The sequence below is a fragment of the Polynucleobacter sp. 71A-WALBACH genome (assembly GCF_018882365.1).
In the GTDB taxonomy this organism is placed as follows: domain Bacteria; phylum Pseudomonadota; class Gammaproteobacteria; order Burkholderiales; family Burkholderiaceae; genus Polynucleobacter.
Genome location: NZ_JACVOP010000004.1, coordinates 100,326 through 117,439 on the forward strand (window position 1 = coordinate 100,326; position 17,114 = coordinate 117,439).

General features: G+C 47.4%; 18 protein-coding genes. 12 read left to right on the plus strand and 6 right to left on the minus strand.

Features of this window, described 5'->3' with window-relative positions; translation table 11 throughout:
* Positions 1-4: 4 nt before the first annotated feature.
* From ICN42_RS11185 to ICN42_RS11225, 9 genes are read left to right on the plus strand one after another with little or no spacing between them, the layout of a single operon-like run.
* Positions 5-829 (plus strand): ferritin-like domain-containing protein, encoded by an 825-nt coding sequence (locus ICN42_RS11185; protein WP_216255090.1) that lies wholly within the window; start codon positions 5-7, stop codon positions 827-829.
* On the plus strand, positions 826-2,721 hold the full coding sequence (locus tag ICN42_RS11190) for a radical SAM protein (protein ID WP_216254795.1): 1,896 nt from the start codon (positions 826-828) through the stop codon (positions 2,719-2,721). The genes ICN42_RS11185 and ICN42_RS11190 overlap by 4 nt, the downstream gene beginning before the upstream one ends.
* A gap of 46 nt (positions 2,722-2,767) precedes the next feature.
* Positions 2,768-3,466 (plus strand): hypothetical protein, encoded by a 699-nt coding sequence (locus ICN42_RS11195; protein WP_216254801.1) that lies wholly within the window; start codon positions 2,768-2,770, stop codon positions 3,464-3,466.
* The gene (locus ICN42_RS11200) at positions 3,442-4,170 is read left to right on the plus strand and encodes a hypothetical protein (protein WP_216254805.1); all 729 of its coding nucleotides are present in this window, start codon (positions 3,442-3,444) and stop codon (positions 4,168-4,170) included. The genes ICN42_RS11195 and ICN42_RS11200 overlap by 25 nt, the downstream gene beginning before the upstream one ends.
* Positions 4,171-4,198: 28 nt before the next feature.
* A complete protein-coding gene (gene queE, locus ICN42_RS11205) occupies positions 4,199-4,852 on the plus strand; it encodes a 7-carboxy-7-deazaguanine synthase (protein WP_216254808.1) in 654 nt (217 codons plus the stop codon).
* Positions 4,853-4,893: 41 nt separating this feature from the next.
* On the plus strand, positions 4,894-5,358 hold the full coding sequence (gene queD, locus ICN42_RS11210) for a 6-carboxytetrahydropterin synthase QueD (RefSeq protein WP_216254811.1): 465 nt from the start codon (positions 4,894-4,896) through the stop codon (positions 5,356-5,358).
* Between the two features lie 8 nt (positions 5,359-5,366).
* The gene (gene tadA, locus ICN42_RS11215; protein WP_216254814.1) at positions 5,367-5,822 is read left to right on the plus strand and encodes a tRNA adenosine(34) deaminase TadA; all 456 of its coding nucleotides are present in this window, start codon (positions 5,367-5,369) and stop codon (positions 5,820-5,822) included.
* Entirely contained in the window at positions 5,819-6,763 is a 945-nt protein-coding gene (locus ICN42_RS11220; protein WP_216254817.1) for an LD-carboxypeptidase, read from the plus strand. Before tadA ends, ICN42_RS11220 begins: the two co-directional genes overlap by 4 nt.
* A 9-nt stretch (positions 6,764-6,772) precedes the next feature.
* Entirely contained in the window at positions 6,773-7,423 is a 651-nt protein-coding gene (locus tag ICN42_RS11225) for a heme-binding protein (RefSeq protein ID WP_255539369.1), read from the plus strand.
* Between the two features lie 24 nt (positions 7,424-7,447).
* On the opposite strand, the gene ICN42_RS11230 is transcribed toward ICN42_RS11225, so the two are convergent.
* From ICN42_RS11230 to ICN42_RS11250, 5 genes are read right to left on the minus strand one after another with little or no spacing between them, the layout of a single operon-like run.
* Complete coding sequence (locus tag ICN42_RS11230; RefSeq protein ID WP_216254820.1) at positions 7,448-8,314, minus strand: 23S rRNA (adenine(2030)-N(6))-methyltransferase RlmJ; 867 nt, start codon at positions 8,312-8,314, stop codon at positions 7,448-7,450.
* Between the two features lie 2 nt (positions 8,315-8,316).
* Positions 8,317-9,114, minus strand: a complete 798-nt coding sequence (locus ICN42_RS11235) for a phosphatase PAP2 family protein (RefSeq protein WP_216254822.1) — start codon at positions 9,112-9,114, stop codon at positions 8,317-8,319.
* 5 nt (positions 9,115-9,119) lie between these two features.
* Positions 9,120-10,379: a glycosyltransferase family 9 protein gene (locus tag ICN42_RS11240; protein ID WP_216254825.1), complete on the minus strand. Its 1,260-nt coding sequence runs from the start codon at positions 10,377-10,379 to the stop codon at positions 9,120-9,122.
* An 18-nt stretch (positions 10,380-10,397) separates the two neighbouring features.
* Complete coding sequence (locus ICN42_RS11245; protein ID WP_216254828.1) at positions 10,398-11,441, minus strand: lysylphosphatidylglycerol synthase transmembrane domain-containing protein; 1,044 nt, start codon at positions 11,439-11,441, stop codon at positions 10,398-10,400.
* Positions 11,442-11,501: 60 nt separating this feature from the next.
* Positions 11,502-12,998, minus strand: coding sequence for a glycosyltransferase family 39 protein (locus ICN42_RS11250; protein ID WP_216254831.1), 1,497 nt, complete (start codon positions 12,996-12,998; stop codon positions 11,502-11,504).
* A 3-nt stretch (positions 12,999-13,001) separates the two neighbouring features.
* Between ICN42_RS11250 and ICN42_RS11255 the strand changes: the two genes are divergently transcribed.
* Complete coding sequence (locus ICN42_RS11255) at positions 13,002-13,853, plus strand: DUF3047 domain-containing protein (RefSeq protein WP_255539370.1); 852 nt, start codon at positions 13,002-13,004, stop codon at positions 13,851-13,853.
* A 1-nt stretch (position 13,854) separates the two neighbouring features.
* Here the strand turns inward: ICN42_RS11255 and ICN42_RS11260 are convergent, their stop codons facing one another.
* Positions 13,855-16,131: a cation-translocating P-type ATPase gene (locus ICN42_RS11260; protein ID WP_216254834.1), complete on the minus strand. Its 2,277-nt coding sequence runs from the start codon at positions 16,129-16,131 to the stop codon at positions 13,855-13,857.
* A 73-nt stretch (positions 16,132-16,204) separates the two neighbouring features.
* Between ICN42_RS11260 and ICN42_RS11265 the strand changes: the two genes are divergently transcribed.
* Complete coding sequence (locus ICN42_RS11265; RefSeq protein WP_216254837.1) at positions 16,205-16,399, plus strand: heavy-metal-associated domain-containing protein; 195 nt, start codon at positions 16,205-16,207, stop codon at positions 16,397-16,399.
* Positions 16,400-16,466: 67 nt separating this feature from the next.
* Entirely contained in the window at positions 16,467-17,114 is a 648-nt protein-coding gene (locus ICN42_RS11270; RefSeq protein ID WP_216254840.1) for a DUF47 domain-containing protein, read from the plus strand.

The following is a 17,114-nucleotide window of genomic DNA, read 5'->3' on the forward strand; positions in this document are numbered from 1 at the left end:
ACCCATGCTTGAGTTACGAGAAACTGCCCTCGCAATACTGGCAAATACTGATGTGCAATTCAAGGTTGGCGAGCTGTCTCAATTATTCGACGAGTATCAAGCTGGGCGTGTTGATTTAAGCCCTTCTTCCAATCTCAATAGTCAAGACCTCAATCTTCCTGGACGGCCTGCTAAACCTGACTTAGTTGCGCCGAAGTGGGTCCCTAAAAGAAAAATGGATACCGTTGAGGGCAGGTCTATTCTTTGGCACTCGCTTGCGCATATTGAATTTAACGCCATGAATCTAGCCCTAGATGCTATCTGGCGTTTTCCTAATATGCCTAAGGCGTATTACGAAGACTGGCTCAAGGTAGCTAAAGAAGAGTCATACCATTTCAGTTTGGTCAATGCGCATATGCAATCCTTTGGATTTAGCTATGGAGATTTCCCGGCCCACAATAGCTTATGGGAGATGGTGGAGAGAACTACGGACTCGGTGATTGCAAGGATGGCACTAGTCCCTAGAACAATGGAAGCAAGAGGCCTTGATGCCGTTCCTGAAATTCGCGATCGATTTAAGCAAATCAAAGATGCTCGGGCTGTAGAGATTTTAGAAATCATTCTTCATGATGAAATTGGTCATGTACTCGTTGGCAATCGCTGGTTTAATTTCTTATGCGCAAATGAGGGCTTATCCCCGATTACAACTTATCGAGAGTTGGCTGAACAATATCGTGCACCCACTTTGAGAGGCCCATTTAATTTTGAGGCACGTGAGCAAGCAGGTTTTACCTCTGAGGAATTAGAGTTATTAGAGTCACTTGGCGATAAGCGAACGATAGCAGCATGAAAATCCTAAGCCTGATTCCGCCGATGACGCAGCTCAATACGCCGTATCCATCGACGGCTTACCTCACTGGCTTTTTACGCTCACAAGGTCTAGATGCAGTTCAAGAGGATTTGGCTTTAGCCTTAGTTCTGGGGTTTTTTACTCCAGAGGGTTTGCTGGAGATCAAAGATCAAGCATTGGTTCTCCCTGAAGAGGATCGCAGTGCGAGCGTTAATTTCTTCCTCGATTATTTTGCCGATTACCAAAGCACTATCGCTTTAGCTATTGCATTTTTGCAAGGGCGAGATAGCACTCTTGCTCATCGCATCAATAGTCGTACTTTATTGCCTGAAGGCCCTCGATTCACCTCCTTGGATGCTTATGATGAGGAAGAGGGCGGAGATTCATTGGCATGGGCATTTGGTGCATTAGGCTCTCAGGATCGCGCGCGTCATTTAGCAACCCTCTATCTCAATGATTTATCTGATGTGCTTCGTGATGCTGTGGATGAGCGGTTTGAGTTTGTTCGCTATGCTGAATCATTGGCGGGCAGTCAGCCGACCTTTACGCCTTTGGCAGATGCCTTGGCAGCCACCCCCACATTGATGGATGTGCACTTACAAGAGCTAACAAAGTCCTCGATCGAAAAGCATGAGCCTAGCCTAGTATTGCTCTCAGTGCCGTTCCCTGGAGCTATGTATGCGGCATTGAGAATTGCTCAAACTATCAAGCTGCATTATCCCAATATCAAGATTGGCCTTGGTGGTGGTTACGTCAATACCGAATTACGTGAGCTAACCGATCCGCGCCTATTTGATTTTGTGGATTACATCACCCTAGATTCTGGTGAGCGACCCTTGCTTGCACTCACTGAGCATTTAAATGGAAAACGCTCTTCAGAGAGATTGGTACGTACCTTTATCCGTAATGCCAAAAATGAAGTGCGTTACATCAACTGGCAGGAGCCTGACGTTCCATTTGAAGATGTTGGGACTGCAACCTGGGATGGTCTGCCGCTAAATTCGTATTTATCCCTGCTGGATATGCTCAATCCTATGCATCGCCTATGGAGTGATGGGCGCTGGAATAAGCTTACTGTTGCTCATGGGTGTTATTGGAAAAAATGCAGCTTCTGTGATGTTAGCCTCGACTACATTTCTCGTTACGAAATTGCGTCAGCAAGTCTACTGGTTGATCGTATCGAAGCAATTGTTGCGGAAACTGGCCAAACTGGCTTTCATTTTGTGGATGAGGCGGCGCCACCCAAAATCTTGAAAGCCCTTGCTGAAGAATTGATTCGTCGCAAGGTAGTGATTTCTTGGTGGGGAAATATTCGCTTTGAGAAGACGTTTACTCCGGACCTATGTGAATTGTTAGCGCAAAGCGGCTGCATTGCCATGTCTGGTGGATTAGAAGTGGCATCAGATAGGCTACTTGAGCTCATGAAAAAAGGCGTTTCAGTCGAGCAGGTAGCTCAAGTGACTAAAGGCTTCTCTGACGCGGGAATCTTAGTACACGCTTATTTAATGTATGGCTTCCCTACGCAAACTGTTCAAGAAACTGTCGACTCCCTTGAGTATGTTCGGCAGCTTTTTGAGAATGGCTGTATTCAAAGTGGGTTCTTTCATCGATTTACGTGCACAGTACATTCTCCTGTGGGGCTTGACCCGGCAGCCTATGGAATTGAGCTCGTACCATTGCCCCCCATTAGCTTTGCAAAGAATGATGTGGCCTTTATCGATCCTACTGGGGTGGATCATGATCTTCTGGGTATGGGCCTCAAAAAAGCGATTTACAACTTTATGCACGGTGTTGGCTTTGAGGAAGACACCCATCAGTGGTTTGATGTGCCCAGTACTCCAAAGACCACCGTTGCTCGCAATAAGATAGCCAAAGTATTAAGGCATGTATAAACTTGAACAAACCAAGTTGCTTCATTAATTCACCATAGGTAGCAATATGAATCTATCTCGCCGTACTTTCATTGCATCGGCCGCTTTGGCTCCAGTAGCTTGTGGCAGTCTTTCTTATGAGCATGGTATCCCTGTTGCTCAGCCAAACCCATTACCAGTTGTTCGTCCACCTCAAGTAGGGCAAGAGTGGACTTACATTAAGAAAAATATCTTTGACGGTAAAACTTTGGATGTGATTACTGAGCGCGTTTCTAATATTGGCTCATCGATTGTGATCGATCGTATGACTGCTGACGGCGCACGTTTACCAAGTGAAATTCAAACATCCTGGGGTATGGTTGCCACAGATACCCAGTGGTCACACTTACTTAACTTCAGTCCATCTTTACCACTTTGGCCGGAGCAGCTCTCAAGCACCTGGGCTAAGCAGTTCAATACGAAGTACAGTATTGCTGGCTACTCAGATTCTAGGTTGAATTGGCAGGAATACATGAGTGTTCACGGCTGGGAAAAAATTACTGTTCCAGCTGGCCAATTTACAGCGCTACGTTTTCAGTCCTTGATTAATTATGAAAATCAAGATCCAAGCAAAATTGACTGTATTCGAAAAGAGACTACTTGGTTTGTTCCAAGTATTGGACGTTGGGTTGCGCGCGAGGTCTCCGGCTCTTATCAATTACAGGGTGGCTATGGATCTGTGATTTTAGAGGGTAGCTATCAATGGCAACTGAGCTCCTACAAATAAGCACAGCACGCAAACTTCTTTTGCTGGTATTGCCACTTTTGTTGGTGGCCTGTATTTCTTCGCAGCCTTATCCGGTCTCGACCCCTCTGCCACAGCCCATCAATCCACCGAAGGTGAGGGCTCCACAAGTGGGTCAGCAGTGGGTCTACAACGTTCGCAATGTTTTCAATCAAGAATTAGTGGATATAGTTACCGAGCGGGTAGTGTCTATTTCGCCACAGATTCGGATTCAACGCAGCGGGTTAAAAGCTGGGCCACTCCCAGATGAAATCCAGAGTCCTTGGGGTTATGTACTCCAAGATCCCCATTGGAATCCCCCTCAAAAGTTTTTAGAGCCCATCCCCTTGTGGCCTGAGCAATTGGTTCCAGGCTGGTCTGGTTTCTACCGTACGCGTTATCAAGTGGTTGGCTATCCTGATAGTAGTTACTACTGGGGATTAAATGTGTCGGCGTTGCAATGGGAGGGTGTTGGTGTTCCTGCTGGCCAATTTCCAGTCTTGAAGTACCGAAATGAGGCGCCTTATTTTGAGAGTAATGACGTATTTAGGGTGGCTAACTATCGCCAGGAAGACGTATGGCTATCGCCAGAGGTGGGGCGCTGGGTCATTCGTCGTGGGTATGGACGCTATCTTTTAGGTGGCAGATTCTGGAATGATGCTCTTTGGGAAGATTATTTGGAATGGGAGCTAGTGTCCTGGAAGTAAGTAAAGCGCTTAAAATCAGCAGTTAGTTATGTATACAGTTAAAGAACTCTTTCCAACCCTCCAAGGTGAGGGCGCTCACGCAGGTCGTGCGGCTGTGTTTTGCCGTTTTGCTGGTTGCAATCTTTGGAGCGGTAGAGAAGAAGATCGCGCCACTGCAGTTTGTCAATTTTGCGATACCGATTTTGTTGGTAGCGATGGCGCTGGTGGTGGCAAGTTTCAAACTGCCGATCAACTCGCTGACACCATAGAGGAAGCGTGGAACAGTACTTCTGCTGGACCACAGCAGCGATATGTTGTTTTTACTGGTGGTGAGCCATTACTGCAACTCGATGCCCCCTTAATTGATGCTTTGCATGCCAAAGGGTTTGCTGTTGCTATTGAGACCAACGGCACGATAAAAGTTCCCAAAGGGGTTGACTGGGTTTGCGTCAGTCCGAAGGCCGGCTCTGAGCTGATTGTGTTACAGGCCGATGAGATTAAACTCGTTATTCCTCAGGTTGGTCATGGATCTATTGAGACTATATTGGCGCGATTTGAGAAGATGGATTATCGCAATCGCTTCTTGCAGGCCATGGATGGACCTAAGCTCCAAGAAAACCTTACGCTGGCAGTTAGCCTATGTCAAAAGCGGCCTTTATGGCGTTTAAGCGTTCAGGCCCATAAAATGATCGGTATTCGATAGCGGTTTCATTAAGCCTTATTTCAGTATTTAGAAAAGTAATCATGACTACCAAGCAAGAAGCTATTTCCATTACCCGTCGACTCGAGTTTGACTCGGGCCACCGCATTCCCAATCACGATGGACAGTGCCGCCATTTGCATGGTCATCGTTATGCGATTGAAGTCACGCTGACTGGTGTGATAGCCGATCATCCAGGGAAAGCGGATGATGGTATGGTCTTAGATTTTGGCGACATTAAGCGCCTGACTAACCAGTATGTAGTGGAGCCTTGGGACCATGCGTTTCTAGTGGCTAAAGAAGATACTGGATTGGTGGATTATTTAAACTCCATTCCCAATCACAAGACCGTAGTGATGGAGCATGTCCCCACTGTTGAGAACTTAGCTAGTGCAGCATTTAAAGTATTACAGCCCATTTTTGAAAAAGCTTTTGATGGTCGGCTCAAGTTGGCCTCCATTCGTCTTTATGAAACCCCCAATTGTTGGGCTGACGTTTCTCATTCTTAAGAAGCAATATGCAAGCAGAGCTTGATCGCCAATTTATGCAGCAAGCCTTGGATCAAGCTAAGCTCGCTGCAATCGCTGGCGAAGTTCCAGTAGGCGCAGTATTAGTGCGCGATGGTCAAATCATTTCAAGCGGTTTTAATCAGCCTATTAGTAATAGTGATCCTAGCGCCCATGCAGAGATGATGGCATTGCGTGCTGCAGCCCAAGACGAATCTAATTATCGCCTGCCCGGTACAACCCTCTATGTCACTCTAGAGCCCTGCACTATGTGCGCGGGAGCGATGCTGCACGCCAGAGTTGAGCGCGTGGTATTCGGAGCGGCCGATCCTAAAACAGGTGCTGCTGGAAGCGTACTCAATGTTTTCTCTGAAAAGCAGATTAACCACCAGACTCAAGTTGAAGGTGGCATCATGAGCGAAGAGTGCGGGCAAATTCTGCGTAATTTTTTCAAGGAGCGGCGTTGAAGCAAATTCATTTGATTGCTCCTTCAGGGGCTAGCTTAGATACGCGCAGTCCCTTGGCGGGTATTGAGTGGCTAAAGCAACAAGGCCTAGAGGTTTTAAATACAGACTGCGTTAGTCGGGTAGAGCAACGCTTTGCTGGGTCAGATATAGAGCGTTTAGCTGAGCTTAATCAACTCGCCAGCGTATCTCCCGATAGCGCTGTTGTGGTTATGCGTGGTGGCTATGGCTTACACCGCCTTCTCCCAGATGTTGAATGGAATGCAATTGCCAAAGCGATTGGTAGTGGCCTACAAATTTGTGGGCATAGTGATTTCACAGTTTTTCAGTTGGGTTTACTTGCCAAGACTGGCGCAGTGACACTGGCTGGACCCATGCTCAATTTTGATTTTGCTTGCCAAGGCGAGCAGGGTGAGGCTGTTACTCCTAATAAGTTTATGTGGGAGCATTTTCAGCAAGCAATTAACGAGCGCAAGCTAGATTGCACCATCCAAGCCGCGCAACCCTTCTTAAGAAAATCTACTACAGTCCAAGCTTCAGGAATGCTCTGGGGTGGAAACCTCACTGTGCTAGCAGGCCTAGTGGGAACGCCTTACTTGCCAAGCAAGGAACAGACCCAAGGTGGAATTCTGTTTTTAGAGGATGTCAATGAGCATCCCTATCGAATTGAGCGCATGCTGATGCAATTATTGGATGCGGGTGTATTAAGTAATCAAAGCGCAATTCTCTTGGGTGGATTCTCGGCATATCGTCTTTATGACAATGATCGTGGTTATACGCTGGAGAGTGCTATTGAGGCCGTTAGCAAGCGCCTTCCTGAACACATCCCCGTATTAACAGGGCTACCGTTTGGACATCAACCCGAAAAGCTCACTTTGCCAGTGGGTGCACAAGCACATATTCAATACGACATATCTGGTTTTACTATTCAATCTCAGTGGTAGTCCTTCATCATGAAAGACTGCACCCTGCGAGTTTTAGTATTTCTCACCAGCATCTTAATTGCGAGCGCTGCAATGGCAACTGAAGAACCGAAGTATGTCCTCTTAGAGAAATCTGAACCCTTTGAATTGCGAGCCTACGCCCCCCTTATTGTGGCGGAGGTTAAGGTAGACGGTGATTTAGATGCTGCATCAGCTCAAGGATTTCGTTTGATCGCGGCCTATATTTTTGGAAAAAATCAGGTTGCTGAGAAGATTGCCATGACAGCGCCAGTTGGCATTGAGTCGGGCGATCAAAATAAGAGTGCAAAAATTGCGATGACCGCTCCAGTAAAAATTGAGGGTGGCAAACCTCTAGAGGCCGCTGGAAATCAATGGACAGTATCTTTTGTGATGCCTGCGGAATATACCTTAGCTAGCTTGCCTAAACCCCTCAATCCACAAATCAATATTAGAGAAGTCCCGGCAGAAAAAAGAGCGGTAATTATTTTTTCCGGCTTTTATAACGAAGAGAAAGTGCAAGAAAAAACTCAGGCCCTGCGTGAGTGGATGAAGACCAAGAATTTAAAGCCAGCTGGTGAACCCCAATTTGCGCGCTATAACCCACCTTGGACTTTGCCCTTCATGCGCCGCAATGAAATCATGATTCAAGTACTAGACTAGATAGGAAGTCCGAAGCCCTAAGCCCTAAGCCTCAAAACTCTTTAATACAAAGCCAGCGCCACTATTTTGTCCTAGTGCTTTGACAAGGATGGGCAAGCTTTCAGTTAATTGTTTTTCTAGTGTCCACGGTGGGTTGATGATGAACATGCCACTGGCCTGAAGTCGGCGTTCTTTTGGGGCATTCTCAACCCGCAGTTCAACTTGTAGCCAAGAGCGTTTATGGGCTAGCGCAATCTTTTTCATATGATCAGGCAGTGCGGCTGACTCTCTTCTGGAGAGGCATGGGTACCAAATTGCGTAACACCCGGTAGCGAAGCGGTGTAGCGCTTCCTCCATCGCGGTTTCGAGATAACGGTAGTCTTGCTTATCTTCATAGGAGGGGTCAATCAAGACTAGTCCGCGCCTACTGGGTGGTGGCATTAACCCTTTCAATCTTGCAAAACTATCTTCTGCGTAAATATCAATTTGCTTAGACTGTTTGAGTTCACTAATATTGTGGCGCAAGATATCAATCTCTTTGGGGTGTAGCTCAAAAAGCTTCAGGCGATCTTGAGTTCTTAGCAGTCTAGCTAGAATAAATGGAGACCCAGGATAGATTGAGATGTCATCTGCGGCATTCTCAGCGCGAATGCAATCGAGATACTTGGCAATGCCTGGGCTAACAGAGTTCGTCTCTGCAAATTGAGCTAAGCGATCAATTCCTTGATCTGCCTCTTTGCTGATGGTGGCAAAGCCATCTACTAGACTATAAATTCCAGCGCCAGCATGAGTATCAACAATTGTCAGGGCGCCCGGTTTTTCTTGAAGATACTCAACTAAATGAAACATCACGATGTGCTTCAGGATATCCGCATGGCTGCCTGCGTGAAAAGCATGGCGATAACTAAACATCTTTAAATGGCCTTAGGTTTTTGCGCTTTAATAAATAGAGTCAGGGTAATGCTAATTAATGCTACGCAAGCATATTGCAATGATTGATTGAGCACTGAGTCCAAAGTTTGAGTTAGAAGTGCATAAATAGCTGCGAGACCGCCCAGAGCAATCAGGCGAGGACCAAGCTTATTCGGTGCGAGTTGAGCGTCTGGAATGAATCGCATCATGACGGCTCCCAACATGCCCGACCATAGTCCAAGAGCACAGCCTGCTAGAACGTCTGTAAGCCAGTGGGCTCCGAGCGCATTTCTAGAGATGCCAACAAAGCCTGCAATGATGAAGATCCACCATAAAGTAGCCCGCTTATCTTTATCGCTGGCAAAGTAAATTCCAGAGGCCACTGCAAAAGCGCTGAGTGTGTGGCCAGAGGGCATTGCTCTATGAAACAAGGGCTCGCCTATGCGATAGAAGTCTCCTAAAGCCAATACTCCTGCAGGACGAGGAAAGTCTAAAAAAGGTTTGATGATCTGGCTAACAGCACCACCAATTAAGGAGGCTATAAGTCCAGCGCAAAACAATCTAGGAGCCAGCAGTAGCAGGGGAAAACATAAGGCAAAGACACCCCAGCCATTACCAGCGAAAGTCAGCCAGGCCCATAAGGTATCTGGAAGAATTTGGGTATAGCGATTGATGAATAAAAACGTTGGAGTTTGTAGCCCGCCGAAGTAAATGGCGGCCGCCAGACCAAGTGGCAAAAGTGGAATACACCAAACCCAAAACGGGAGAATGGCTAAAGTCGATTCGCGCTGCTCGGTCATGCGAATTAAAGCGCCCGCTCTTGATCGGCTTCCTTGAGCTGATGCACCATCTTTTCTAGTACCTGAGGGACAGTAATAGCCTGCATGCAGACGCTGTCATGGCAGGGTGTCTTGCGATGGTTGGCTGCGCTGACACACGGAGAGCATGCCAGATTGGCGGTAATCGAAATTGATTTACCAACGGATCCATAGAGTGCAGGAGTTTCTGGTCCAAAAAGGACGACTGTACGCAATGGCGTCACGGCGGAGAAGTGGCCTGGCCCAGAATCATTGGTCACCATGACATCAGATAGGGTGTAGAGCGGTGGCAGTTCCGCGAAGCTGACTTGACCAGCAAAGTTCAAAGCATTTTTAACGTTGGCAACTGCACGCACTTTTTCAACATACTCAAATTCTGCAGGGGAGCCCGTGATCAAAATCAGATCGTTAGCGTAAAGCTGGTTCAATCCTTGAATGAGTTCAGAAAAGCGCTGTTGCGCCCAGCGTCTTTGCGGTAATAGGTCGCTGGCATTGGGATTGACTAAAATCAGGCGTTGTTGACCTTGTTTAAATTGAATGCCGGCATCTGCGGCCAGCTTTTCAATACGCTCACGAACTTTGACTAATGCAGCTGGCTCAATCACCGCTTGCTCTAAACGAACCTCAGAATCAGCAATATGAATTTTGCTAAAGGGCACTTCAATCTCTTTGGCAAATGCCGCATGAATGAGAGAGAGAAAGTTCTTGGTGATATGGATGTGCGGGTTGTAATGAACTTTGCGAGTCAACATAAAGCCGCGCCACAAGCCCTCACCATGAAAAATGTGATATCCGACACGACGACGCGCACCGCATAGGCCAGTGAGCAGAGCGGTAAAGCGGGAAAACAATTCCAAATCAATTACGGTGTCGATACGATGCTTTCGAGCCACCAGTAAAAATTTGAGTGTGTCTTTAACTAAACCACCCAAGCTGGAAGAATCAATCGTAAAAATATTCTCAGGTTTAACTGTGTTGAGCAAGGTAAGGCTGGCACGATTGCTCTTAAAAATCAGAAAAAATAATTCAGCGCCACGAGCCTGCGCATTGCGCATAGCTGGGTCAACCAAGATGGCGCTACCCATTTCCGATAATTCAATAAACAGTAGTTTGCGTGGCGCATTTGGGCCGCGACTAAAGGCATTCTTGACGCTGTCAATAAAAGCAACTATCGGGCTTGCTACCGCGCATAGTGGTACACCAACCCAGTGGTCGATGGCGCGCATGGTGTTGACGCTAATACTCATAGGAGGTCTCTAAAGGAATTATTTCCGTTTTAATAAAAAATAAGCGCCAGGTAATACTGATAAGACGGTGATGGCGCCGTAACTGATGGATGCTAATACCGTCATAGAGGGGCTTACACCCCACAATGCCAGAACAGAAGAGAGTGTGGCCTCACGCAAACCCCAACCAGAGATGCTGATTGGCAGCATTAGTAACAGACTCAGTGCTGGTAAGCCGATCATCAGGGCTTCAATAGGCGCATCCACTCCATATGCTTTCAGGCAAAACAAAAGCGTCAGAATCGTGAGGGAGTGAATGCCGATCGCAAATGCTGCTTGAGCCACATTCATCGGCCAAGAAAACGCCAGCTTAATGCCGGGTAAAGCGTGACTCATGTGAAGGCGGTCCAATAATTTTTGCAAAATGTTTCGGCTAGGACTCCAGGCCAAAATCGCAGCAAGTAATAAGCCGGCCAGAATCATGATTCCAGTGACGGCATAACCTAAATCTGTTCCCCAAGTGGCTAAAGTAGCACCACCAAGAATAAGACCCAGGCCACCCAGTAAATTATTTCCCGCTAAGCCGAGAAGACGATCTACCAGCACCATAGAAAAACTCAGGCGTAGCTTAGGGTTTGCGTGCTCTAAATCCACCGAGTGGTGAAGCTCTTCATTCAGCTCTTTTTCTTTATTGAGCTTGCCACTACTATTAAGGTGAGTAGCAGTAATGGCGCGATAACTATCTCCACCAAGAGTGCTAGGTAGTCCTTGGTTAATCAGTCCGCCCGCAAAATACAGCGCTACAAAGTCGATAAGAGTTCCTTGAAATCCAACTTTGCGCATTAAAAATCCCCAGCGCAGTCCGCCACAAATAAATGCCGAGAGCATCATCAGGCCAGCAGCCAAAAACCACCAAGGTTGCATCTGAATCCCAGAATCTAGGAGGGCATGCCAATCAATTCCGCTAGTCGCCTTCCAGAGGAGGGCAATAGATAGCAAAATGCGAATGGTGGGCCAAGCCCGTTTGAGGATTGCTTTCCACCCAGATGTGGCTTTTGGGGTGGCTTGGGGTTGTGAACTCATAGGCGTAAGGATAATGCCTAGAGCGCTGAAGGGTCCCGAAACGGTCCTAAATTTGGGGAATTAATGCGCAGCACCCGCATCCTGCCAGTTACGGCAAAGGCTATAGTCAAATTTGGATAATATCTGCCCAAATCGGACGATTTCTAGGCTATCTAAGGGCTCACATTGCTCAAATGCTCGATTGCTTCCAATTGGGGGCTTAAAAGCCATTCCCGACCAGTTAATCAGCAAGACGCTTGCACCAACTGGCAACTTTCCAAACCAAAGGTCAAACTGATCTTGCCTTTCATCCAAAACGAAGATGGGTAATGGACTCGCATACCAAGCTGCTCTGCTGCCTAGAGTCCAGTTTTGCACTGCGATACCGTTTGCTTGAGTCGCTTCTGCTAATTGGGCTGCTTTCTGGCCAGCTTGCTTCCAACCATAGAGATCCGCAATCGGATTGGATTTGATGGCGGCCGTATTGATGCCTCCAGCTAAAACAAAGCCAAAACCTAACAAGCAAATGAGTAGCTGTCCAATAAGCAGTGTTCGAATGGCTGTGCGATGTTGCATAGCCCATGCCTTTGCTAGGCCAATGCCAGCAAAGGGTGCAAGACAAAACCACGCAGGAGTAGTCCAGTGAGGGAGGCTGCCACCTCCAGATAGGGTAGTAAAAATCGCGAACGGGATTGCAAAGAAACTGAGCAAGGCAAGGAGGATGAACTTCTGCGAGCGCAGGCAGTTCTTGAGAAATACATAGGCACCCAAAATTAATAGGGGCCCAAAACACAGAATCTGAATGCCCACAAAAGCAGCAACTCTGCGCCATGCCCAAGTGCCACCGCTACCATGAGCAATTTGATACTTGAAGGAAACCCAGTCATTCATCCAGTTCCAATACAGCACTGGACTAATCACCATTAAGGCGATTGCCGCCGCCACCCAAAAGCCAACTTTGGTAAGCCATGCTTTTTTGGGTGAAGCCAAAAACACCAAGAGCAAACCTAAGGCGGTAAATACAGCAGTGTATTTGCTAAGGCCTGACAAGCCCAGCAGTAAACCCGTAATGAGCCAGTCCGCAAAGGAGAAGTGATCTTTTCTGGTCCAGCGTAAAGCCATCAACATCAAGCCAAGGCTTAAGGGTGCAAGCAGAGTATCGGGTAAAAGACCGATTGCTAACACATGGGGCAGTGGAGCCACAACGATAGCTAAAACAGCCATCAATCCACAGAGATTGGCCGAAGGAAGGGTGGTGCTGAGGTAGCCCGCATTGCGTCCCTGCATCAGGCGATGAATTTCTAAGGTGACCTTGTATACCAGGAAGGCGGAAATGACCCACAACAATTCAGGAATCAGGCGAATGACCCCCTCGGACGAGGTGAGCGAAACTAGTGGCCACTGAATCCATCCCACCAGTGGGGGATGATCAAAATAACTCCAGGCGAGATGTTTTGCATACAACGCGTAATGGGCTTCATCGACAGAGAACTCAATCGAGAAACCAAGGGCAAAATGCACCAAGGCAGCAATGCAGATGCTGATGGCAGCCCAGCTAGAGGGTGATTGATGGCGCATCCGATGATTTTAGACTTAAGCAGCACTTTCTTTGGGACAATTGAAGACATGTTTACAAGAATGTTCTTCAGAATCCCATTGCTTTTGACTGCCCTAACCATCTGTTTGGTAGGCTGCGCAGGTCTGACTGGGAATTCAATTGAGAATGAGGCGGGTCAAGCATTTAATGCCGATCAGCTACCCGCTCAAGAGGATTTGCCGAAATTCTCTGCGGAGAAGCCGCGTGATGGCATGCCAGAGGGTTGGCATTTCTATCGTATAGCGCCCTATAAAAAGAACACGATTTACCGTCTTGAAAAATACCAAGGTCGCACGGTCCTGGCTGCTAACTCCAAAACATCGGCATCTGGTCTTGCGGTAAAGCTTCGGCCACGCTCAGCGCAAAACTTATGGCTTCAGTGGGAATGGAAAGCGGTCGGTGCGATACCGCAAGCAGATAATGCGGACAGTCAGCATGACGATGCGCCACTGCGTATTTTGGTTGCCTTCGATGGCAACAAATCGAAACTTCCTTTGAAAGAAAAGCTGACCTTTGAAATGGCAAGTTTAATTAGTGGTCAAGAAATGCCTTATGCCACAGTGATGTATATCTGGTCTGGTAAGAATCCCGTCAATACTGTTCTAAATAATGCCCATACCTCTCGCGTGAAGATGATTGTGGTTGATTCTGGTTGGGATGGTTTGGACGAGTGGCGCAAGCATGAGCGAGATTTAGCGGCAGACTACAAGTTGGCTTATGGAGAGGCGCCAGGTAATGTGATTGGTATCGCGCTTCTGACTGATACCGATAACACTAAATCAGAAACTCGAGCTCTTTATGGTGACATTGAGTTAGTGCGCAAGAATCCTAAGTAACTTAGGTATGCGAAGGGCGCCAGCGCTTTAGTAGCAGGGCATTACTTAGTACACAGAAGCTAGAGAGCGCCATCGCACTGCCAGCCAGCATGGGTGATAAAAAACCCAGCGCCGCCATCGGTATGCCGATCGTATTAAATGCAAACGCCCAAAATAAATTTTGACGAATCTTATTCCAAGTTTTCTTAGAAATATCAATCGCATCCGCAACTAAAGTAGGGTCCCCGCGCATTAAGGTGATACCTGCGGCCTGCATTGCGACATCAGTTCCAGTGGACATCGCCATCCCAACGTCTGCGACTGCCAAGGCTGGAGCATCATTAACGCCATCACCAACCATCGCTACGTAATGTTTCTTACTTTCAGAGCTGCTCTGCAATTGTTGAATTATTTCCGCTTTATTGCTTGGCATGATTTGAGCAAAGACTTCATCAATGCCGATCGTTTTTCCTACTCGGGTAGCGGCAGCCAAATTATCTCCAGACAGCATGACAGTGCGAATGTGTAAAGCATGCAGCGCATTGACTGCTGATTGAGCATTCGGTTTAAGCTCATCCCCAAAGGCAATTACTGCGATGGGTGTTGGTATCGTGCTACCTTCACTACCTAAGCCCATCAAGACGGAAACGGTCTGACCTTGCTCATAACAAACCTGCGCTTTTTGTAAAATAATCTCGTACTGCGGACTGCCGTCAAGCGAGGCCACACTTTGCAAGCGAAGCGTTTGACCCGCAAAAAGGCCGGCGCTGGGAATGCCTTCAATGCCAACACCAGGCAAGCCTTTGCTCGACGAGGCGGCAATCGGATTGAGCTCTTTTGCTTTAGCCGCATCAAGCAAGGCCTTAGCTAAAGGATGCTCACTTCCTAATTGCAAGCCCGCAGCGGTGGCGAGGATCTGATCAATATCAGCGGATGACTCATGAAAAGGCAGTAGGGCAAGCATGCGTGGCTTACCAATCGTTAATGTGCCCGTCTTATCAAAGGCAACGATATTAAGGCGGTGTGCTAACTCCAGTACTTGAGGGTCCTTAATCAAAATGCCAAAACGTGCGGCTATGCCAGTACCAGCCATGATGGCGGCTGGAGTAGCCAAGCCAAGCGCACAAGGGCAGGCAATGACCAAAACTGAGACGGCGCGCAAGATGCCGATAGATATTGAGTCAAAGTAAAGCCAGTTACCTAGACCGGTAATCAGCGCAAGAACAATCACAGTGGGTACAAAGACCGCACTCACCTGATCCACTAATTTTTGAATCGGTGCCTTTTGGGTTTGCGCTTCTTCTACTAAGTGAATGATTTGTGAAAGTACGCTTTCAACGCCAACTGCCTCGGCAGTCACCACGAGCATGCCCTCACCATTTAAAGCACCTCCAATGACTTTGGAGTCCAATCCTTTCTTGACAGGTTCGCTTTCGCCAGTAAGTAGGGATTCATCTACATGGCTAGCACCCAAAATAATTACGCCATCTACCGGGATGCGTTCGCCCGGAAGAATCAAAACCCGATCACCGGGAAGTACTTGGTCTAAAGGTAAGTCACGATAATGGTCCACGCTAGCCTGAAGTGCGGCATCGGTATTTAAAACTTTGGCATGCTCGGGCCAAAGTTTTTGTAGGGCGCGAATCGCTTCACTAGTTTGTTGTTTGGCGCGTGCCTCTAGCCATTTGCCCAGTAGCACCATGCAAATGATGACTGCTGATCCTTCAAAGTAAAGTTCATGTGCATGGCTTGATGTGAGCAGGATGTATAGGCTCAATCCATAGGCCGCGCTTGTACCCAGCGCAACCAGTAAGTCCATATTGCCTGCACCTGCCAGCAAGGATTTGTAGCCTGCCTTATAGAAGCGCCATCCCAGGATAAATTGCACTGGTGTAGCTAAAGCTAGCTGCCACCAGCCCGATAAAGACCAATGAACGCCAAAGGGCATGATGAACATCGGTAAAAAGAGGGGGGCGGAAAGCAGGAAGCTGAGAATCACCCGACCCAAGCCATCGGCAGCCCAAAATGACTTAGTCATCTTTTGGTTAAGATTGCCTCGAGTTGAACTCTCTTTTGCCTCATAACCTGTTTTTTGAATGAGGGCGATGATCTCGGCCAGGCTAGATGAACCCCTTTGTATCCGAACCCTCGCCTGCTCAGTGGCCAAATTAACAGTTGCAGCCTCAACCCCAGGAATCTTGTCCAATGCCTTTTCTACACGACTGACGCATGAAGCGCAGGTCATTCCACCTATATCAAGGGTAAAAAACTCTGAATTACTGGATTCTGTAGGGGTCATGTAGAAGATAATCTACCGTAAGGTGAAAAAAGGCTATTAACAACCATATTTTGACAGTTTTTAAGGGGAAATTATGTTTACGCTCAAGGTTTCAGGAATGACTTGTGGTGGTTGTATTAATGCAGTGACACGTGCCGTGCAAGCCCAAGATCCGCAAGCCCAGGTTCAGGCTGATTTGGCGACTCAGCTGGTGACGCTTGAGACGACCCTCTCTCCGGAGCTGGCTGCTGGGCTTATAACAGATGCCGGGTTTCCCGTATCGAATTAAGGCATTGTTTAGAATGTGGGCAGGTTAGCCAATCTAGTAGCTTTTTGTTTCTAAAGGATCGTGAAATATGTTCTTCAGCAAGTTAATGCCTCACGATGGCAATTTCTTTAAATTGTTCAACGAACATGCTGCGCACATCGTTGCAGCCTCTGAGTCTTTCCTTAAATTCATCGAGCATTACAACGACGAAGCCTTGCGTGCGAAATATACGCAAGAGGTAGATAGCGCAGAACACGCTTGCGACGATGTTGTAAAAGAAGTGCATCGCCGCCTCCATAAGACTTTTATTACTCCGATTGATCGCGATCAGATTTTCGATCTCATTAATACGATGGATGACGTTGCTGATTTAATTCAGAACGGCACCGAAGCCATGCATCTCTATAACGTCAAACAAATGACTAATGAAATGCTTCACATGGCTGAGCTTTGTAACCAATGTTGTATTGGTATGAAAAATGCCGTGGGCATGCTCAAAGATATCTCAGATCCTGAGGTTGCAAAAGCAGCGCTGAAGACTTGTGATGAGATTGATCACTTGGAGTCTGGTGCAGATCGCTTGCTCTCAACGGCGATCACTAAACTATTCCGCGAAGATATCGAAGTGCGTGAGCTGATTAAGTTACAGCGCATTTACGAGTTGCTCGAGGAAGTTACCGATAAATGTGAAGACGTTGCCAATTTGGTTGAAGGCATCGTTCTTGAAAATTCTTAA